General features: G+C 56.8%; 16 protein-coding genes, 1 tRNA gene and 1 pseudogene. 13 read left to right on the top strand and 5 right to left on the bottom strand.

Annotation, left to right across the window (positions count from 1 at the left end; translation table 11 throughout):
* Positions 1 to 67: 67 nt before the first annotated feature.
* From glmM to ISP19_RS09745, 3 genes are all read left to right on the top strand, one after another.
* Positions 68 to 1,426 (top strand): phosphoglucosamine mutase, encoded by a 1,359-nt coding sequence (glmM, locus tag ISP19_RS09755; RefSeq protein WP_204681239.1) that lies wholly within the window; start codon positions 68 to 70, stop codon positions 1,424 to 1,426.
* A gap of 181 nt (positions 1,427 to 1,607) precedes the next feature.
* Positions 1,608 to 2,543: an isopenicillin N synthase family dioxygenase gene (locus ISP19_RS09750; RefSeq protein ID WP_204682171.1), complete on the top strand. Its 936-nt coding sequence runs from the start codon at positions 1,608 to 1,610 to the stop codon at positions 2,541 to 2,543.
* A gap of 336 nt (positions 2,544 to 2,879) precedes the next feature.
* Entirely contained in the window at positions 2,880 to 3,581 is a 702-nt protein-coding gene (locus tag ISP19_RS09745; RefSeq protein WP_204681237.1) for a VIT1/CCC1 transporter family protein, read from the top strand.
* Positions 3,582 to 4,071: 490 nt separating this feature from the next.
* Here the strand turns inward: ISP19_RS09745 and ISP19_RS09740 are convergent, their stop codons facing one another.
* The gene (locus tag ISP19_RS09740) at positions 4,072 to 4,875 is read right to left on the bottom strand and encodes an SDR family NAD(P)-dependent oxidoreductase (RefSeq protein WP_204681235.1); all 804 of its coding nucleotides are present in this window, start codon (positions 4,873 to 4,875) and stop codon (positions 4,072 to 4,074) included.
* Between the two features lie 401 nt (positions 4,876 to 5,276).
* Here ISP19_RS09740 and tpiA point away from each other — a divergent pair, with 401 nt between their 5' ends.
* The 3 genes from tpiA (at position 5,277) to ISP19_RS09725 (ending at position 6,637) form a co-directional block, all read left to right on the top strand.
* On the top strand, positions 5,277 to 6,026 hold the full coding sequence (gene tpiA / locus ISP19_RS09735) for a triose-phosphate isomerase (RefSeq protein WP_204681233.1): 750 nt from the start codon (positions 5,277 to 5,279) through the stop codon (positions 6,024 to 6,026).
* A gap of 26 nt (positions 6,027 to 6,052) precedes the next feature.
* The gene (gene secG / locus ISP19_RS09730) at positions 6,053 to 6,535 is read left to right on the top strand and encodes a preprotein translocase subunit SecG (RefSeq protein WP_204681231.1); all 483 of its coding nucleotides are present in this window, start codon (positions 6,053 to 6,055) and stop codon (positions 6,533 to 6,535) included.
* Positions 6,536 to 6,552: 17 nt separating this feature from the next.
* A tRNA-Leu gene (locus ISP19_RS09725) sits at positions 6,553 to 6,637 on the top strand.
* 414 nt (positions 6,638 to 7,051) lie between these two features.
* On the opposite strand, the gene ISP19_RS09720 is transcribed toward ISP19_RS09725, so the two are convergent.
* Positions 7,052 to 7,921: a hypothetical protein gene (locus tag ISP19_RS09720; RefSeq protein WP_204681223.1), complete on the bottom strand. Its 870-nt coding sequence runs from the start codon at positions 7,919 to 7,921 to the stop codon at positions 7,052 to 7,054.
* A 539-nt stretch (positions 7,922 to 8,460) separates the two neighbouring features.
* Here ISP19_RS09720 and ISP19_RS09715 point away from each other — a divergent pair.
* Positions 8,461 to 8,757, top strand: coding sequence for a HigA family addiction module antitoxin (locus ISP19_RS09715; RefSeq protein ID WP_204681221.1), 297 nt, complete (start codon positions 8,461 to 8,463; stop codon positions 8,755 to 8,757).
* A gap of 98 nt (positions 8,758 to 8,855) precedes the next feature.
* Here ISP19_RS09715 and ISP19_RS09710 read toward each other — a convergent pair whose 3' ends face one another.
* Positions 8,856 to 9,167 carry a hypothetical protein gene (locus tag ISP19_RS09710; protein ID WP_204681219.1) on the bottom strand — a complete coding sequence of 104 codons (312 nt, stop codon included), beginning with the start codon at positions 9,165 to 9,167 and terminating at the stop codon, positions 8,856 to 8,858.
* A 522-nt stretch (positions 9,168 to 9,689) separates the two neighbouring features.
* Between ISP19_RS09710 and ISP19_RS09705 the strand changes: the two genes are divergently transcribed.
* From ISP19_RS09705 to ISP19_RS09690, 4 genes are all read left to right on the top strand, one after another.
* Complete coding sequence (locus tag ISP19_RS09705; protein WP_204681217.1) at positions 9,690 to 9,938, top strand: hypothetical protein; 249 nt, start codon at positions 9,690 to 9,692, stop codon at positions 9,936 to 9,938.
* Positions 9,939 to 10,325: 387 nt separating this feature from the next.
* Positions 10,326 to 11,558: a PP2C family protein-serine/threonine phosphatase gene (locus ISP19_RS09700; protein WP_204681215.1), complete on the top strand. Its 1,233-nt coding sequence runs from the start codon at positions 10,326 to 10,328 to the stop codon at positions 11,556 to 11,558.
* Positions 11,559 to 11,579: 21 nt separating this feature from the next.
* Positions 11,580 to 12,647: a serine/threonine protein kinase gene (locus tag ISP19_RS09695; RefSeq protein ID WP_204681213.1), complete on the top strand. Its 1,068-nt coding sequence runs from the start codon at positions 11,580 to 11,582 to the stop codon at positions 12,645 to 12,647.
* On the top strand, positions 12,644 to 13,765 hold the full coding sequence (locus ISP19_RS09690; protein WP_204681210.1) for a serine/threonine-protein kinase: 1,122 nt from the start codon (positions 12,644 to 12,646) through the stop codon (positions 13,763 to 13,765). The genes ISP19_RS09695 and ISP19_RS09690 overlap by 4 nt, the downstream gene beginning before the upstream one ends.
* A 44-nt stretch (positions 13,766 to 13,809) precedes the next feature.
* On the opposite strand, the gene ISP19_RS09685 is transcribed toward ISP19_RS09690, so the two are convergent.
* Together ISP19_RS09685 and ISP19_RS21640 are read right to left on the bottom strand one after the other, a co-directional pair.
* Positions 13,810 to 14,085 carry an Lrp/AsnC ligand binding domain-containing protein gene (locus ISP19_RS09685; RefSeq protein ID WP_204681208.1) on the bottom strand — a complete coding sequence of 92 codons (276 nt, stop codon included), beginning with the start codon at positions 14,083 to 14,085 and terminating at the stop codon, positions 13,810 to 13,812.
* Positions 14,086 to 14,164: 79 nt separating this feature from the next.
* Positions 14,165 to 14,308: pseudogene (locus ISP19_RS21640) on the bottom strand (Lrp/AsnC family transcriptional regulator); the annotation flags it as partial.
* Between the two features lie 55 nt (positions 14,309 to 14,363).
* Between ISP19_RS21640 and ISP19_RS09675 the strand changes: the two are divergent.
* Together ISP19_RS09675 and ISP19_RS09670 are read left to right on the top strand one after the other, a co-directional pair.
* Positions 14,364 to 14,870, top strand: coding sequence for a nuclear transport factor 2 family protein (locus ISP19_RS09675; protein WP_204681206.1), 507 nt, complete (start codon positions 14,364 to 14,366; stop codon positions 14,868 to 14,870).
* 673 nt (positions 14,871 to 15,543) lie between these two features.
* Positions 15,544 to 15,969: a hypothetical protein gene (locus ISP19_RS09670; RefSeq protein WP_204681204.1), complete on the top strand. Its 426-nt coding sequence runs from the start codon at positions 15,544 to 15,546 to the stop codon at positions 15,967 to 15,969.
* The last annotated feature ends 625 nt before the right edge of the window (positions 15,970 to 16,594 follow it).

The raw sequence follows: 16,594 nt of genomic DNA, 5'->3' as shown, positions 1-16,594 counted from the left end.
ATCCAACCCCAGCCTCTCCTGTCAACAGGGGAGAAAGTAAAAAAACAGCAGTAAAGCAGGACGTTTCATGACGCAACGCAAATACTTCGGTACCGATGGCATCCGCGGCAGGGTTGGGCAATGGCCCATCAGCGCGGACTTCATGCTGCGCCTGGGGCGCGCGCTCGGCGTAGTGCTCAGCGCACAGAAAAAGACGCCGGGCCGCCCATTGGTACTGATCGGCAAGGACACCCGCGTCTCCGGCTACATGTTCGAATCCGCGCTGGAAGCCGGCCTCGCGGCAGCCGGCGTCGACGTCCGCCTGTTTGGCCCGATGCCGACCCCCGCCGTGGCCTATCTCACCCGCAGCCTGCGCGCCGATGCCGGCATCGTGATCAGCGCGTCGCACAATCCGCATCACGACAATGGCATCAAATTCTTCTCTGCCTTCGGTGAAAAACTTTCCGACGAGATCGAGGAAGCCATCGAGCGCGAAGTCGACGCCGAATTCACCACCGTCGATTCGGAAAACCTCGGCAAGGTCGTACGCGTCACCGACGCTATTACGCGTTATGCCGAATTCTGCAAATCCACCGTACCGGAAGATTTCAGCCTGGCCGGCATGAAAATCGTGCTGGACTGCGCGCATGGCGCCACCTATCAGGTCGCGCCCAAGGTCTTCGCCGAGCTGGGCGCCGAGCTGCACGTGATCGGTGACAAGCCCGATGGTTTCAACATCAATCACGACGTCGGCTCCATGCATCCGCATGCGCTGCAACGCGCCGTGCTGGCCCATCACGCCGATATCGGCTTCGCTTTCGACGGCGACGGTGATCGGGTGCAGATGGTCGATCGCAACGGTGTGCTCGGCGACGGCGACGACATGCTCTACGTGCTTGCGCGCAACTGGCACAAGCGCGGCCTGCTGAAAGGTCCGGTCGTCGGCACCCTGATGAGCAACTTCGGCCTGCAACTCGCGCTGGGCGAATTCAGCGTCGAACTGATTCGCGCCAATGTCGGCGACCGGTTCGTGTTGCAGAAACTGAAGGAACATCGCGGCGTGCTGGGCGGCGAAACCTCCGGCCATTTGCTGTGCCTGGATCGCGCCACCACCGGCGACGGCATCGTGGCGGCACTGGCCGTACTCGAAGCGCTGAAGCTCGATGGCCAGGATCTGGCCACTGCCCGCCAGGGCCTGCACAAATTGCCGCAGGTAATGATCAACGTGCGCGCTGCCGGCGCCAAGCAAGCCCTGCAAAGCGACGCCGTGCAGCAGGCGCTGGCCGCGACGGAACAAGCACTGCAAGGCCGTGGCCGCGTCGTGCTACGCGCCTCCGGCACCGAACCCATGGTTCGCGTCACGGTGGAAGCCGCCGACGAGGCGCAAGTCAGGCACTTGGCAGAACAGCTCGCTGCCGTCGTAAAATCCGTAGCCGAACGCTCGTGAACCAGTAATGCCCGCCCCGACAACGGGCGTGCATTACACCCAGGTCCCCAGGTCGCCATGGAGTGGAGCCTGTCTAACGTTGCATCCAGACAGACTCCGAGGCCCGACGTGCACCGCCCCTGCGGTGGCGGAACACAAACTGACCGCACGCCTACCTGTGGAAATCGTCATGGACTCACGCATCAAAAAGGTTCCGACCCTCGACATCCGCCGCTACGACACCGACCGCGACGCCTTCGTCGCCGAGCTGGGCGCGGCCTATCGCGAGTTTGGTTTCTGCTGCATCAGCGGCCACGGCATTACCCCGCATCTGATCGATGGCGCGTATGACGCGTTCCAGCGTTTCTTCGCGCTACCCACCGAAACCAAGATGAAATACCACGTGCCCGGTACCGGCGGTGCGCGCGGCTACACGCCATTCAAGATCGAAACCGCCAAGGACAGCCGTTATCCCGATCTCAAGGAGTTCTGGCATATCGGCCGCGAGATCGATCGCAACTCCCCCTTTGCCGCGGTCATGCCGCCGAACATCTGGCCGGCTGAAGTGCCAGGCTTCCGTGAATTCAGCTACGAACTGTTCGATGCGCTGGATCTGCTCGGCACCCGCGTGCTGCGCGCGCTGGCCCTGCATATCGACCTGCCGGAAGACTACTTCGACAACAAGATCGACCAGGGCAACTCCATCCTGCGTCCGATCCATTACCCGCCGATCACCGAAGCAAACATTCCCAATGTGCGCGCGGGCGCCCACGAAGACATCAACTTCATCACCTTGCTGGTCGGCGCCAGCGCCGAAGGCCTGGAAGTGCTCACCCACGAAGGCAACTGGCTGCCCATTACCAGCGAAGGCGATGCCATCGTCGTGAACATCGGCGACATGCTGCAACGCCTCACCAACCACGTATATCCATCCACTACCCACCGCGTGGTGAATCCGCAGAACAGCAACGCCCGCAAGCCGCGCTACTCGGTGCCGTACTTCCTGCATCCGAACCCCGACGTGATGCTCGACCCACTGCCGCAGTGCATTACACCGGATAACCCTCGGCGCTACGACGATGCGATCAGCTCGCACGATTACCTGATGCAGCGCTTGCGTGAGATCAAGTTGATCTGAGCGCTGCGTCACCAGCGCGCTTAGAACTCGCACTCTTCGAGCCCAAACCACACCTCAAACCACACCCCGTCGCCCCGGCGCACGCGGAGAGGGCACATGGATGTGCCCGGCTTTGAGGAGCGAGGAAGGCCGGGATCTAGTGTCTTTGGGGCTCTGCAAGTCGCTGGGTCCCGGCCTTCGCCGGGACGACGGTGCACAGTGACTCTGCATTCACTCGCAGCTTGCGTTACGTCCCCCCAAACAAAACCCCATTGCAAACCGCAATGCGTGCGCTTCTCATTGCCCCACTCCCAACCATCAGCCGCTACATTACGCCCCGTTCCAGGGAGCACAGCCATGGCCGCCAAACATCGCCATACCGAAAAACACTTCACCGCCTCCGACGTCGTACGTGACCTCGTCATCGGCATGGCCGACGGCCTCACCGTACCCTTCGCACTCGCGGCCGGCTTGTCCGGCGCTGCCGTAGCCAGCCGCGTCGTGGTGGTGGCAGGCGTGGCAGAAATCGCCGCCGGCGCCATCGCCATGGGCCTGGGCGGCTACCTCGCCGCACGCGGCGACGCCGATCACTACGCTGCCGAACGTCGTCGCGAAGTGCATGAAGTACGCGAGTTGGCGCGCGAAGAAGAACTGGAAATCGTGCAGATCTTCGCCCAATACGGTCTCGACCGCGAAGCCTGCAAACCCGTGCTCGCGCATTTTCATCAGGACCATGAAGCCTGGGTCGATTTCATGATGCGGTTCGAGCTTGGCCTCGAAAAGCCGGAGCCAGGCCGCGCACTGCGCAGCGCGTTGACTATTGGCGGTGCCTACATCGTTGGCGGTCTCGTACCCTTGGCGCCTTACATGTTGATCGAAGGCTTGCAGCCGGCGCTGCGCGTATCCGTCATCTGCACGCTGATCGCGCTGGCTTTGTTTGGTGCAGCCAAGAGTCGCTTCACCGGTATCAATATGTGGCGCGGCGCCATGCAAACTGTGCTGGTAGGCGGCCTGGCATCCGCCGCCGCATTCCTGCTCGCTCGCTGGATCGGCTCGTAGCCGCTTTGCTCCCTCTCCCCTCCGGGGAGAGGGAGCAAAGCGTCAAGCTTGCGGGCAGTTCTAACGCCGCCTTGTACTACTCCCTCTACCCTCCGGGGAGAGGGTTGGGGTGAGGGGCCGCGCTTGCCATACACGCCGTCGTTACGACGCAGCTTTGCTTCGATGTTTCGAAGCTACGCAAGTGACTTCATCGCGAGGTTGCCCCCCTCACCTCGGTCCTCTCCCCGAAGGGGAGAGGAAGAAAAGCGTCAAGCTTGCGGGCAGTTCTAACGCCGCCTTGTACTACTCCCTCTACCCTCCGGGGAGAGGGCTGGGGTGAGGGGCCGCGCTTGCCATACACGCCGTCGTTGCGACACATCTTTGCTTCGATGTTTCGAAGCTACGTAAGTGACTTCTTCGCGAGGTTGACCCCTCACCTCGATCCTCTCCCCGGAGGGGAGAGGAAGAAAAGCGCCGTGCTAACGCAGCCTACGACTCGTAGGCTCAACAACTACTGCGCCCGATACCGCTTCGACTGCCGCGCCGACACCTTCATCGCCATCTTGTCCGGCATCAACTTGAACAAGCTCTTCACCGTCCGATTAAACCGCCCCGTCACATAAACCGCATCCCCACGCTCCACCGCATCAATCCCTTCCTGCACCACTTGCTCCGACGTCTGCCACATAAACCCCGGCAGCTTGTTCATCATGTCGCGCGTGCCAGTCACGTCATGAAACTCCGACTTGGTAAACCCCGGACACAACGCACACGCATGCACATTCAGCGCTCGCCCTTCCAGCGCCAGCGATTGTGAAAACTTGATCATGTACGCCTTGCTCGCCGCATACAGCGTATGACCCGCCGTACCCGGCACATGCCCGGCCAGCGACGCCACATTCACGATGCGCCCAAAGCGCCGCTCACGCATGCCAGAAATCAATCGCCACGCCAGTTCCGTTGGCGCCGTCATCAACACCCGGATGAAATCCGCATGCACCGGCCAATCCACCTGATCGAAACGCCCCGGCACGCCATAACCGGCATTGTTGATCAACCAGTCCACTTGCAGGCCACGCTCATCCAATGTCCGACAAAGCTGCTCCACCGCATGCGGATCGGCCAGATCGTTGGTGATAACCGTGGCATTCACACGGTGTGCCTTGCGCAAATCCACCGCCAACGTTTCCAGGCGCTCGGTACGCCGCGCGGTAAGCACCACATCATGGCCACGTGCGGCAAGCGCGCGGGCGAAGGCTTCGCCAATACCGGCGGAAGCACCTGTAATCAGGCTGAGCGGTCGAGCTTGAGACATGACATGTCCTTTGGGCGGCAGAAGGGCGGTGGCCGCGATGCGGCAAGGCTGTGAGCATGTCACCGACGGCGGCGCTCATCCAGATCCCAGTTGGCTGCAAAGCATGCGCGTGAAAGATCGAAGTACATGCCCGCATCGAAGTCGTGCGGTGAAGGCGATCACTTCGTGCTGTTTAAAACCCGCATGCACGATGGCAGTGAATGTTCCCGCGCCTTGGTGCGTTATCGGCCTTGTTTGAAAGCAACCCGCTGCACCAGGGATGACAACGATGTCGACGCACAAGCACTAACATGCACACGAGTCGATACAGCAAAACCTTTGTAATACCAGCCGAATAACTGAATTGCCGCGTACATTGACGCTGGTTAAGCTTGCCCGTTTTCGCCGCAGGGGATGCTGCTATGCGCAAGAAACTCGTCGCCGCCAACTGGAAAATGCACGGCAGCCGCTCCATGGCCGAAGGCCTGGTCAACGAGATCGTACGAACCAAGCCCGCCCACGCCGATGTGCTGGTCTGCCCGCCGTTTCCTTATCTGGCCGGGCTCACCGCCGCCCATGCCGGCGCCGGGGTGGGCTTCGGTGCGCAGGACGTCAGCGAGCACGAGGGGCAGGGTGCCTATACCGGCGAAGTGGCCGCGGCGATGGTGGCCGACGTCGGCGCCCAATGGACCCTGGTCGGCCATTCCGAGCGCCGCCAGTACCACCGCGAAACCAACGAACAGGTGGCCCGCAAATTCGCTGCCGCCCGGGCTGCCGGCCTCACCCCCATCCTCTGCGTCGGCGAAACCCTGGAACAGCGCGAGGCCGGCGAAACCGAAACCGTCATCGCCCGCCAGCTGCAAGCGGTGTTCGCGCTCAACGACATCGCCAGCTTCGACACCGCCGTCATTGCCTACGAACCCGTCTGGGCCATCGGCACCGGCCAGACCGCCACACCCCAGCAGGCCCAGGATGTGCACGCATTCATCCGTAGCCAACTCGCCCAAGGGGATGCTATGATCGCCCGTCTGACTCGGCTGCTTTATGGCGGCAGCGTCAAGGCGGCCAATGCTGCAGAGCTCTTTGCGCAGCCGGACGTGGATGGAGGTTTGATCGGGGGCGCGTCACTTGTCGCAGCCGATTTTCTGGCCATCTGCAACGCCGCCCACTAAGCGACTCGAACCCTACGCGAGACACCATGTTCGTCATCCTCAGCGTGTTCTACATCCTGATCGCTGCATCGATGATCGTGCTGATCCTGATGCAGCGCGGCGCAGGTGCTGATGCCGGTTCCGGCTTCGGCGCCGGTGCTTCCGCCACGGTCTTCGGTGCCCGCGGTTCGGCCAACTTCCTGTCCCGCTCCACCGCCGTGCTCGCCGCATTGTTCTTTGCGCTAAGCCTCGGCATGGGCATCTACCTGAAGTCGAACGGCAGCACCATTCGTGCCGAGCAGGCCAATCATGATCTCGGCGTCATGGCGGGTCTTGGCAACAAGTCCGCGACACCGCAAAATGCGCAGCCCGCCGCCCCGGCCCAGCCTCAGGCAGCGATCCCGGCGCCCACCGCCCCGGCCGCAGGCAACGGTGAAGTCCCCGCCGCGCAACCGGCTCCGGCCAAGGCGCAGCAGGGCGAAGTCCCGGCAGCCACGGCTCCGGCAGCGGCAGCGACGAGTAAGCACTAAAAAACGTAACAACACCTGCCCAGGTGGCGGAATTGGTAGACGCACTACCTTGAGGTGGTAGCGACGCAAGTCGTGGGGGTTCGAGTCCCCCCTTGGGCACCACATTTAGAGTTGCTGTAGTTAGCAGAAGTTGGCTAAAAGCAGCAATTCTCTGAAAAATACATACTTAGGCCACCTTATCAAGGTGGCCTAAGTTGTTTTGAGTTGCTTTAAATTGCTAAAAATTGCACATGTTGCACATACGCTGCACACGCAAATGCACACGGCTTTCGATTTAATTTGCTAGTATTGAGATGTGCCCGCGGTGGGATTCGAACCCACACAGCCTGCCAGCTATCGGTTTTAAAGACCGCTGCGTCTACCGTTCCGCCACACGGGCATGTTGAAACAAGGTGAGCGACTCGCTTCCCACGCGACCTCGGACTCTGACCAGTTCGGGGTCGCTTCATTTTGGGCCTTTACACACGGGATGCCCGGTCGCTCGCGGAGAGCGGTGTGCAAAGGCTCATTGTCTCCTCATGGTTGCGGGTCCTTGTTCTTGTTGTTGGAGCTCTTTCCCATCACGCTGATCTCATCTGATACGTCTGTGTCACTGTTGGTATAGATCAACCCAAAAATGCTGGCTGCCGTTTGTAACCACTTGATCCGATCAGCCACGCCCCAGTCCCCCGATTTTGGAAGCTTTTTAAAAAGCCCTTGAATCATCGGGTCTAGATCCGCAGTGGGATCATCAATGGCCTTTGCAGTGGGCGGAGGTTCTGAGGGGGAGGGCGTTGCAGCAGCTGTAGCTTCCTTACCTGTTGCAGGCGGGTTTTGATTCGCTGTTTTGAAAACCGCATTGCCGTCTAATCGAATTACCCCCGCGAAACTCAGGAACTCAAGCAGCGTTTCCAAATTCTTCCGATGGCTTGTCGTGGCCTTCGACTCTTCGGCCAAGAATGAAATTGCTTCGTCTTTGCTCAATTGCCGAAATGCCAGCTTAGGAACGAGACATTTTGTTGCCCAGTGCTGGCTAAACACCGGACCTAGCTTGTGCCCCGCTGTATCCGCATTCCATTCGTACGCATGCTGGAAATCAAATACAGCTTCAACGGGCCGCAATTTGCGCCCTTCTTGAACCAATAGTCCCGCGTCTGAAAAAAACGGGTTACACAACGATATGGATGAAGCAACAAGGTCCGACATTACTGCGGACACTTCTTCATTAGTAACTGCTTTTTTTTCGCGGCCACTGGCGGCTGCATACGCGCGAAGGGCTGACGCTTGCTTGTCGAAACTAACTCGATCAGTTGGGATTACTTTCGCCAAGCCGGATTTGACAGCCTTTTTTGGGGCGCTTGATTTGGAGTCAGCAACGCTGGCACTGGTCTCGGTCGAGTCGCTCATATGCGTAAGTCCGGTAAGTTGGGAGATAGCCTACCTGTTTCCTATGAGTTGCGCAACTGATACTCATACGGATTGATCAAAAATGATCATATGGACATTTTTTATGAATTAATTGTTTGATTTATAACAAAAAAAATAATCATATCTCTGCATCCAGATTTAGCGATACTTCTGATTATCACTCCATTGAAGACTGGTGTACGAGTGTCCGCAGTTGACGTGGCACTAAGGAACTACAAGGTGTTCATGCGTAAGGCACACGCATTTCACTGCACATATTTTGCACTCGATGGCCCGTAAGCCGCGCCACTAAGCCAATTTGGTTGCCCCCTTGGGCACCAATCGAAAGCTTCGGGTTCCTTAGCGGGAACATCGCAAGCAAAAAGAAACCCGCCAAACGGCGGGTTTCTTTTTGTCTGAAATAAACCGTTCAACGCGTCAGCCTTGGACGCTAGTTAGTTAGCATGACTTTTTGCATGTGCCTTGATCGACATACGGTCAAGAAGCGATCAGGGAACTATCACTGAAAGGCATTGACCATGAGTAAAAAGTTGCTGCCTCCCATTCATCCCGGCGAAATGCTTCGCGAAGAATTCATGCTGCCACTTGTGCTGTCAGGTAACGTGCTGGCTACAGAGCTGGGCGTGACCGCCGCGCGCATCAACGAGATCGTGCAGGAAAAGCGTGGCATTAGCGCCGACATGGCTTTGCGTCTTTCCCGTTATTTCGGTAATTCGGCCGAATTCTGGCTGAATCTCCAGCAGCGCTATGAGCTGGAATGCGCTCGCCGGGAGTTAGGCGCCGCACTCAGGCTCATTCATCCGCGCGCCACGTGAAGGGCCGAGCTGGCCGGCTCGTTCAAACCATCCCTGGTACAAGGCAATGCCCCTCGCGGGGCATTGTCGATACCGCAGTTTTGACGTCGCCTAAGAACTCACGACTCAGCAACTTCTTCCTCATCAACATCGTCCATCGGACCCCGCAACTGACGAAGACGATACTGCGCCTCCAGCGTATTGCGTTGCCCCATTTTCACCAACAAGGCCGCGCTCCATAAAGCGTTGGCCAGATCAGCGGGATTTGCATCCAGATCCTGGCTCAATAAATCCGACAGGCTCTGCGCAATGCCGTTCGCCCCACCAAGCAACAGCTGGGCGTCTTCCAGCAACTCGGCGGGGTCACCAACCGGTGCCACGTAGTAGGTGGTGTTGAGACGGATCCAGGGACCGGAGAAGTGTTGTTCCATCGTTCGCTCCTTGCGATGCGGAAAGCCGCCGCTCGCACAGCGCGGGCGGCGGACGTGCCGGGGTAGGAAACCGGAGCTACGTCACCGGTCAGGCCGAAGCCTGCCCGACACGCCCGCCATAAACGCGGGAGTGTTAGCGCATGAAAAAAGCGCCAGTTGGCGCTTCTGCGCCGTAGCAACGGGTTCCTACACCCGGTCGCTGATTTAGCAGCGACTAGGCCAAAGTAAAACTCGATCCGCTTTGGGTCAAGCGGTTTTGGATGGCCTTAAGTAAGACGAATAAATAGTCTTGGCTGTGCGGGCGATGGGGCGGTAAAAGCGGCTTCATATCCACTTACAGCGCGGACGTACGCTTAATTACCTCCGCGTCTCTGTTTTGATACTGATCTGTGCAGACTGAGTCTCGCCGCACTTAAGCCGTAGGGAGTTAGGCGTACCCGTGGATATGCCGCACGGGGGCAGGGCCTTGCCGGGATAGATGACTTCCTTCACCAACGCGATACGGAATAGCAGGGGGCGTACATGATTTGCCTTAATTGCATGCAGCCACCTTTAAATCATGCAGTACCTGGCATCTATTGGTGGCTAGGCCTAAATGCTGCTAAGCAAGCCGCATGCGCAGCTGTTGCGATTGGTTTGGCTGCAGCCTTTGGTGGATTTGCTGCTGCTTGGGCCAGCTATAGGGCAGCAGAAAAGGCGCTGCGCATTGCAAAAGAAGATCGAGAATTTCATACGCGGGATCGGCAACAAGATGCCAATGCCGCGAACTAGCGCGTTGCCCAAATGCTCCAAGCGACGATATCTCAGCTCATCGGCCTGAGTGGGTCCCGTTATTAAGGGAAAAATCGACATTGAAGCTGCCCGAGAATCATTCGTCACCGTTGATCCGGGCTTCCAAGTTGGGTAATTTCCTAGTTCGCTTTCGACGCTACGTTGGGCAGATGATATGCCGGGCGCGATAAAGGCGTTGGGGATAACCTCATAGAAGCCCTTCGGAGCCGGTCACGTCGGGGTTGAGTGCCTGGGCGTGCCCGCGGGACCAGTTTGTATGACAATCATGGGAAGATGGGTTAATGGCGGGGCGATGCCATTACTCCAAGATGTGCTGACTTGGCTGCAAACCCTCTCGCCTTCGGGCGCTCGCTAATAGCAACGCACATGTTTAAACCGGGACATGTTGACGAAGATGGACATCACCCAATGACAGAATTTCGCGGTACCAGTGATCTTGCCTATCAATTTCTGACTGAGCTACTCGCTACACCATGGGACACACCCTCCTTACGTGCCGTCGATGGACTTGGCGCGGCCATTGGTACCCATCTCGGCCAGCGGCGCACTCGAAACGAAGATAGATCGCTGCTAGCTCAGGTCAATTGCCCCAATGGCCAAATTTACACAGTGGCTGCGGTATGTGATGGCGTGGGTGGCTCAGAAATGGGAGATGCGGCTGCGACTACGGCTTTGGTCGCGCTCGTTGATCAGATTGCACAGTTAAAGCGTAGATTACCGGCAAGGGATCTCATTGTTCGGCTCGTGCGCCGAATGGATGATGTGATCCGTGAATCCCTCAGTGGAAGAGGAACCACGACTGCCAGCATCTGGATATGTTCAGACGATGGCGATGCCGCCGCCGTAAATGTAGGTGATAGTAGGATCTTCAGTTGGAGTGCTGGCCGAGATCTCATTCAACTAAGCACTGATGATACGTTAGAGAATGAGCTAAAGGGTCTCGATATTAAGGATCCTACGGTTCTCAATGTGAGGGGGCTGAAAGGGAGTCTTTCGCAGGCATTAGGTCAGGCCGGTCGAACGTCAGCTGATCTACACCTTAATGTAATCCCAAAGGAGCGATTCGGCGATGCTGGATTGGTTCTGGCCAGCGATGGCATTTGGAAGGGCTCTGAAGGTGGGTTCACTGCAATTGCCAAGCATGCTTCCAGTCCCCTGGAGTTGGTCCGTCGCGCTCTCACGCTTGCCGCTTGGTGCGGGGGGCTAGATAACGCGTCAATTGTCGCACTGAAGGATGTGTCGGACAGGCGTCTGTTCGTTCAACAAAGGAAGTATTTATATAGTGCGCCAGTGGTGACCGCTTGGTATGGCGATACTAAAGTTATCCTGAGGGAGGGCGGGTTGACAGCTGGCGAACATGTCAATTTGGGCGTGAACGCGGCACCTGCCAGGCCACTGGGGGATGAGGAACCGAGCCCTGGCCCTAAAGAGCAAAAGAAGAAGGTTCGTCGAAAATCTCGAAAATCTGATAATAAAAATCCACAGCTTGATCTGACCGAGCCTGAGGCGCAGCTACATCGTCATACTCCTGCGCGCCCAAAGGTCGAAATTTCGACGGGCAATGATTCAAAGAAAGAAGATTCAACGAACGAAGATTAACCCTATCAGGATGATGCTTGAATGTTGCCCACACGGTATGTAGCAAATCAGCAAAATCGTATTCCTGGCGGCTTCGGTAGTGTGCGCCCAGTTCATGACGAGTATCTTGATCGATCGGTATTGTTCAAATCGATGCATGTGCCAGAGGAGAATGCGCAGCTCGAAAAGGAAATTCGCGGTCTGTCATCTGTTCGTTCAAGGCATATCATCGATATTTATGATGTGATCTACGATACTCATGGAAATGTGGTTGGAATAATCATCGAGCAGCTTACCGGGCGGGATTATTTGGGGTTCCACACTGAGGCTGTTGGCGATCCTGTAAAATATCTTACGTTGATATATCAAATTGCTGTTGCCTTAAAAGATCTCCATGGAGCCGGAATTGTCCATCGGGATATAAAACTCGAAAACATGAAGGAATCCAGTGCTGGGATACTTAAGGTTTTCGATTTTGGCATCTCTTGCGCTGGCACTGATTATCACACAACTCAGAACAGAGGCACCCTGGTCTACGCTGCTCCTGAGCTCTATCAGGCAGGTGTGAAGATTACCCCTGCTATGGACATCTACGCATTGGGAGTTTGCTGTTGGACGCTGGCGTCCAGCCAGCTGCCTGAAATACTTCTTAAGCGCCCGCCGCAAACGAGTGGTCGAGCCTCATCTTTACAGTCCTTGTTCGGAACCACTATCAACCCTGCTGTTTTAGCTGTGTTGGACAATTGCCTGCATCCGGATCCTTCTGGTCGGCCAAGCGCAGTCGAGATATGTGAGCTATTGGAGCGACACCTTTTGAAGGGCGCACATCGCGGCTTGTTTGTCCAGGGAAGTGAGACAATTTATGAGCTCTCGGCAGAAAAGCCGAATGTGGGCATAAAGATTGGAACGCTCGGCGATCTGCGAGTCGCTTATGACGGACTTTCCTTTCGTGTGGCGGCAGTTAGCGGCGCTGTATATATCAACAACGTTCCGGCTCAAAGCGGCGCGATTCTTCACGACGCTTGTGTGCTTACTTACGGTACTCCTGATCTTGGTTCTAGTCGTCAATGGGTCACTTTTATCTCCTCAAAGCCTGAGCTCGTTCTATGAGTGATTTGTTGATTCCGAATGGCCATGTTCTGATTGAGCGCTATGTGATTGAGCAATATTTGACCTCAGGCGGTATGCAGGAGGTCTATATTTGCCACGATAGGTCGCTCGGTAGACGGGTGGTATTGAAAACGCCAAAGGGCGGTGTCAGTGATCGAAGGTTTCGGCGCGGTGCAGAGATGGGTGCACGGATTAGTCACCATAACGTGGCTGCTACCTTCGATTATTTCGAAGATGAAAAGCGCACTTACATGGTCGAAGAGTTTATCAACGGTTTTGATCTAGGTAAGCGATTAAATACTGATTTCTATTTTCTCGATCCGTTCTTAGCGGCGCACGTCATTCACAACATCGCGCGTGCTCTATATGAGGCCCACAGAGTCGGAATCTGCCACCGGGATCTGAAACCAGGGAATGTGATGACATCTCCCGATCCCGGGATGCGTTTCATTAAATTGACTGACTTCGGTATCGCGAAGTTGGCGGAAGCCGAACTCGCGGTAGAGATGCAGCGTTTCGATGAAGATAACTCTACGCTTACTACGTCAAATACACTGCTCGGCGCAGTGCCCTACATGGCGCCAGAATGTTGGGCCAACTGGAAGGGGGCAGGACAACCCATGGATATTTGGGCTCTAGGATGTATCGCTTACCAGTTGGTCACGGGCGAAACCCCGTTTGGTGTCGGTCGAGGAGCGATTGCAAAGGTCGTCTTCGCTGAGCAGAGCGGAAAGGTTGAGTTGGTCCACCCGGTTGCCTTTGGGAAACATGAAGCGACTGCGGCACTAGAGAAGGACTTGTGGTCCCTTATTACTTCCTGCATTCAAGTCGACCCAAATAGCAGGCCGACGGCAGAGGATGTTTTGCGGAGTTGTGGCTCATGGTGTTATTCGACTGCAGATCGTCATATAGGGGTTGTGAAGTCTTACGCGGTTCCTTACCCAAGCGGCGGTAAGAGCAAGTCCGGTTACATTGACGATTTAGATGTTCAGCGCCGCCTGTTTTTCCACCTTAGCGAGTTTTTTGGTGGACCGCCTGCGGTCGGCCAAAAAGTGAACTTCAGTCTATATCCTGGGTTTCCACATTCCAGAGCAGCTCCAGTCTTGAAAGTTCGCTGAAGAGTGGGAATCGAACAAGGGGGTTAGCTTGACTTCTCAGAACGTCAAAAGCGAGCCTGACTCCGCTTTGCGGGAACAATCGGCATGGTGCTCTGTTGCCGACGATCGAACACCACAGACGTTTCCACGCGCAGCACGGCCGCATCGCGATTGAAATGCTCGGAAATAATCTCTTTCAAATGCTGCATATCGCGTACGACGACGTGGACAATCAAGTCGGCGCGGCCAGACACGAGAAACACGCCGCGGACTTCCGATACGGTGGCGACGGCGTTTACGAAATGGTCGACCACCGCCGTTTCCAGCTTGCCCAGCTGCACAAATAGCACCGCCTCCAAGGGGAATCCGATCGCCTGGAGATCGACCTCGGCGTGAGCCCCCCAGCAGGACCCCGCTCGCCCTTAAGGACTTGATCCGCTCATGGCAGCTCGATGGCGCAAGGCCGACCGCCGCTGCGATCTGCTTATTGGAGAGCCATGCGTCCTTCATCAAAAGGCCCAGTATGGCGAAATCTATTCGGTCGAGCTCGATACTGGCGGCCATAATGTCGAAAATCATTCGTTTGACGATTTAATGATCCTAATATCATTCTATTTGCATGACAAATAAGCGAATATTATTTATAGAGCTGGCGCTGGCCAGCCTGGTGCTGCCATGGACACTCCATGCGGGCCCATCGGCCGTTTGTAATGCCACGGCAGATCCCGGTCTCACGCCGGCCACGGTAAACGGCGCGATCGGGCAACGCTTGATGGGCGAAGAACGGGCGAGCTGGAACCTGGCCATCCAGCGAAATGCGGTAGCGTATAAAGCCTTTCATGCTTCGGATTTCTTTACGGTCACCGGCACCGGCGTGGTGGACAGAATCCCCAGTGAAGCATCCGCCATGGACTCACAGGTGCGTTTCGATCAGTGCGAACTTTCTGGGTTCAACGTGCATTTTGTGGCGGGGGACGCCGCACTTCTCACTTATCACGTGAAGGCTTCCGGGCTTGATCATGGGAAAGCATTCACGCTCGAAAGTTACGCCTCGTCGCTATGGATGAAACGGAGTGGCCACTGGTTGAATGTGTTTTATCAGGCGACCCCGGCGCGGGATCATTGATCGTGCTTGACGAGATCCCGATGGAGAAAAGATCGCGGCGTGCTTCCTTCCATTCGTCAAAGTCACTCGGGATCGAACGCAGAGGCCGCACAACAACGGTCCGCCCAGTCGATGCCTGGAACACGAAGCCGCACCACAAGCCGACGTGCGGCACTGGCGGTGATCCGACTTCATGCCCATGCAATACGACGCACTAGGTTGCTACTGACGACTGAGAGACGCCTTGACCTCGGCGACTATCTCATCGCGAACCAGGATGGGGTCTATCTGCATGGACACCACAGTCCCGCAGTGCGGGCAGTTGTACGCCAGGCAGTTCCAAAGCAATGCTGAGCCTGATTCCTGTGCTTTGATTCGCTCCATTCTGAATCGCGAGATCGTCATTTCGCACTTCGGGCACTTGCTCATGGATTCCTCCCGGTTGATTGGCTTCTTGCTGGCAGCAAAAGCCTATCACCGGGAGGTATCCGCCTAAAAATCAGCCATCAGTCAACGGCGGAGTCAGGCCTCGTTTTTACGCATGGCGATGGACTCGTATTTTCCGGGGTCCATCGAAGCAGTTTTTAGACGCTTGGCAAGCCGACCACCAGCCACGGCGACGTCACCCTCCGCGTACTGAAAATCCACTTTTCGGGCGTCTAATGGGCAGGAACGGTCAAAAGGGGGCGATGCGATGAAACGGGTGGTCCAGGCAGTAGGCGTGCTGGGGATGGCCGCGCTCACGATGACGTGCGCCTGGGCTCAGGATCCCGTCCAAGACAACATGGACGAAATCTCACTCATCCAGATTTTGGGCGCCACCCGGGCGTCTTTCGACATCTGCCACATCCAGCGAACGGACCTTCGCCAAACAGCGTTGGATGTCATGGCGACAGCGCGTTACATCGTTGAGGCGCGCTACCGCCAATTGGGGAGGAAGCCCGGTGAGGCAAAGGAAGCGGAGCAGACCGCGTATCAGGTCTACCTGAAAGACCATCAAGTGGATGCGAGCATGCCAGCCTGTCAAATCTACCGACGCCAGATAGATGCGCTGGCCTGGCACGCCGCACAGGTCGGAGCGGCATATATCCGAGCGAACGAAAGTCAAAAGCAGCCGTAAGAGAAGCGGTGGGCAGAGCTTCAAGGTGTTGGGGGGGGCGGGCAGCCACTGATTTCAGGGTTGTAGGCGCCTGTATCGCCACGTTATTGTCATCCGACGTCAATGACGAACAGGGGACAACGCTTGAACAGCTTCTCAATGATCTTTGAAGACCGTGGCAGCTACCCCGCCAGATGCAAGGTCACCTTCGACAGTGCATCGGAACCCTCGAAGTCACCGATGAATTGCCAGCTCACGGGTGGGCAAGTGAAACCCCTCGAAGGTATTCCGAGCGATGCATTGAACCTCATTGTCGAAATACAACTCATATTGGGCCCGTTATACCGTTATGAGTATGCGACACCCAGCACCGAGCTTCCGCGGGGCAAGGCAAAATTCGACATTTACGGCCTTTGGCCTGGCCCCTCGCGCGTCGAGGTGACTGGCTAATATTCGATTCCCCAACAATGGGGGCATTTGAGCATCTCCATGATCTCCAGGGTTTCCTGTTACAAGCCTGGGCATTTCCAGGAGTCATAGGGGATGGCGTGGGTTTTGAGGTAATCCTTGATCTCTGGATTCAACCTCACGTACTCCCCGTTGTAACGCCCTTGATACGGCCCCTTCGGTTCGACTTGGGCGTGCG

This window comes from Dyella flava, from assembly GCF_016904955.1.
Taxonomy (GTDB): Bacteria; Pseudomonadota; Gammaproteobacteria; order Xanthomonadales; family Rhodanobacteraceae; genus Dyella_B; species Dyella_B flava.
The sequence above is the reverse complement of the archived record's forward strand: the minus strand, read 5'-3'. Positions and strand labels throughout refer to the sequence as shown.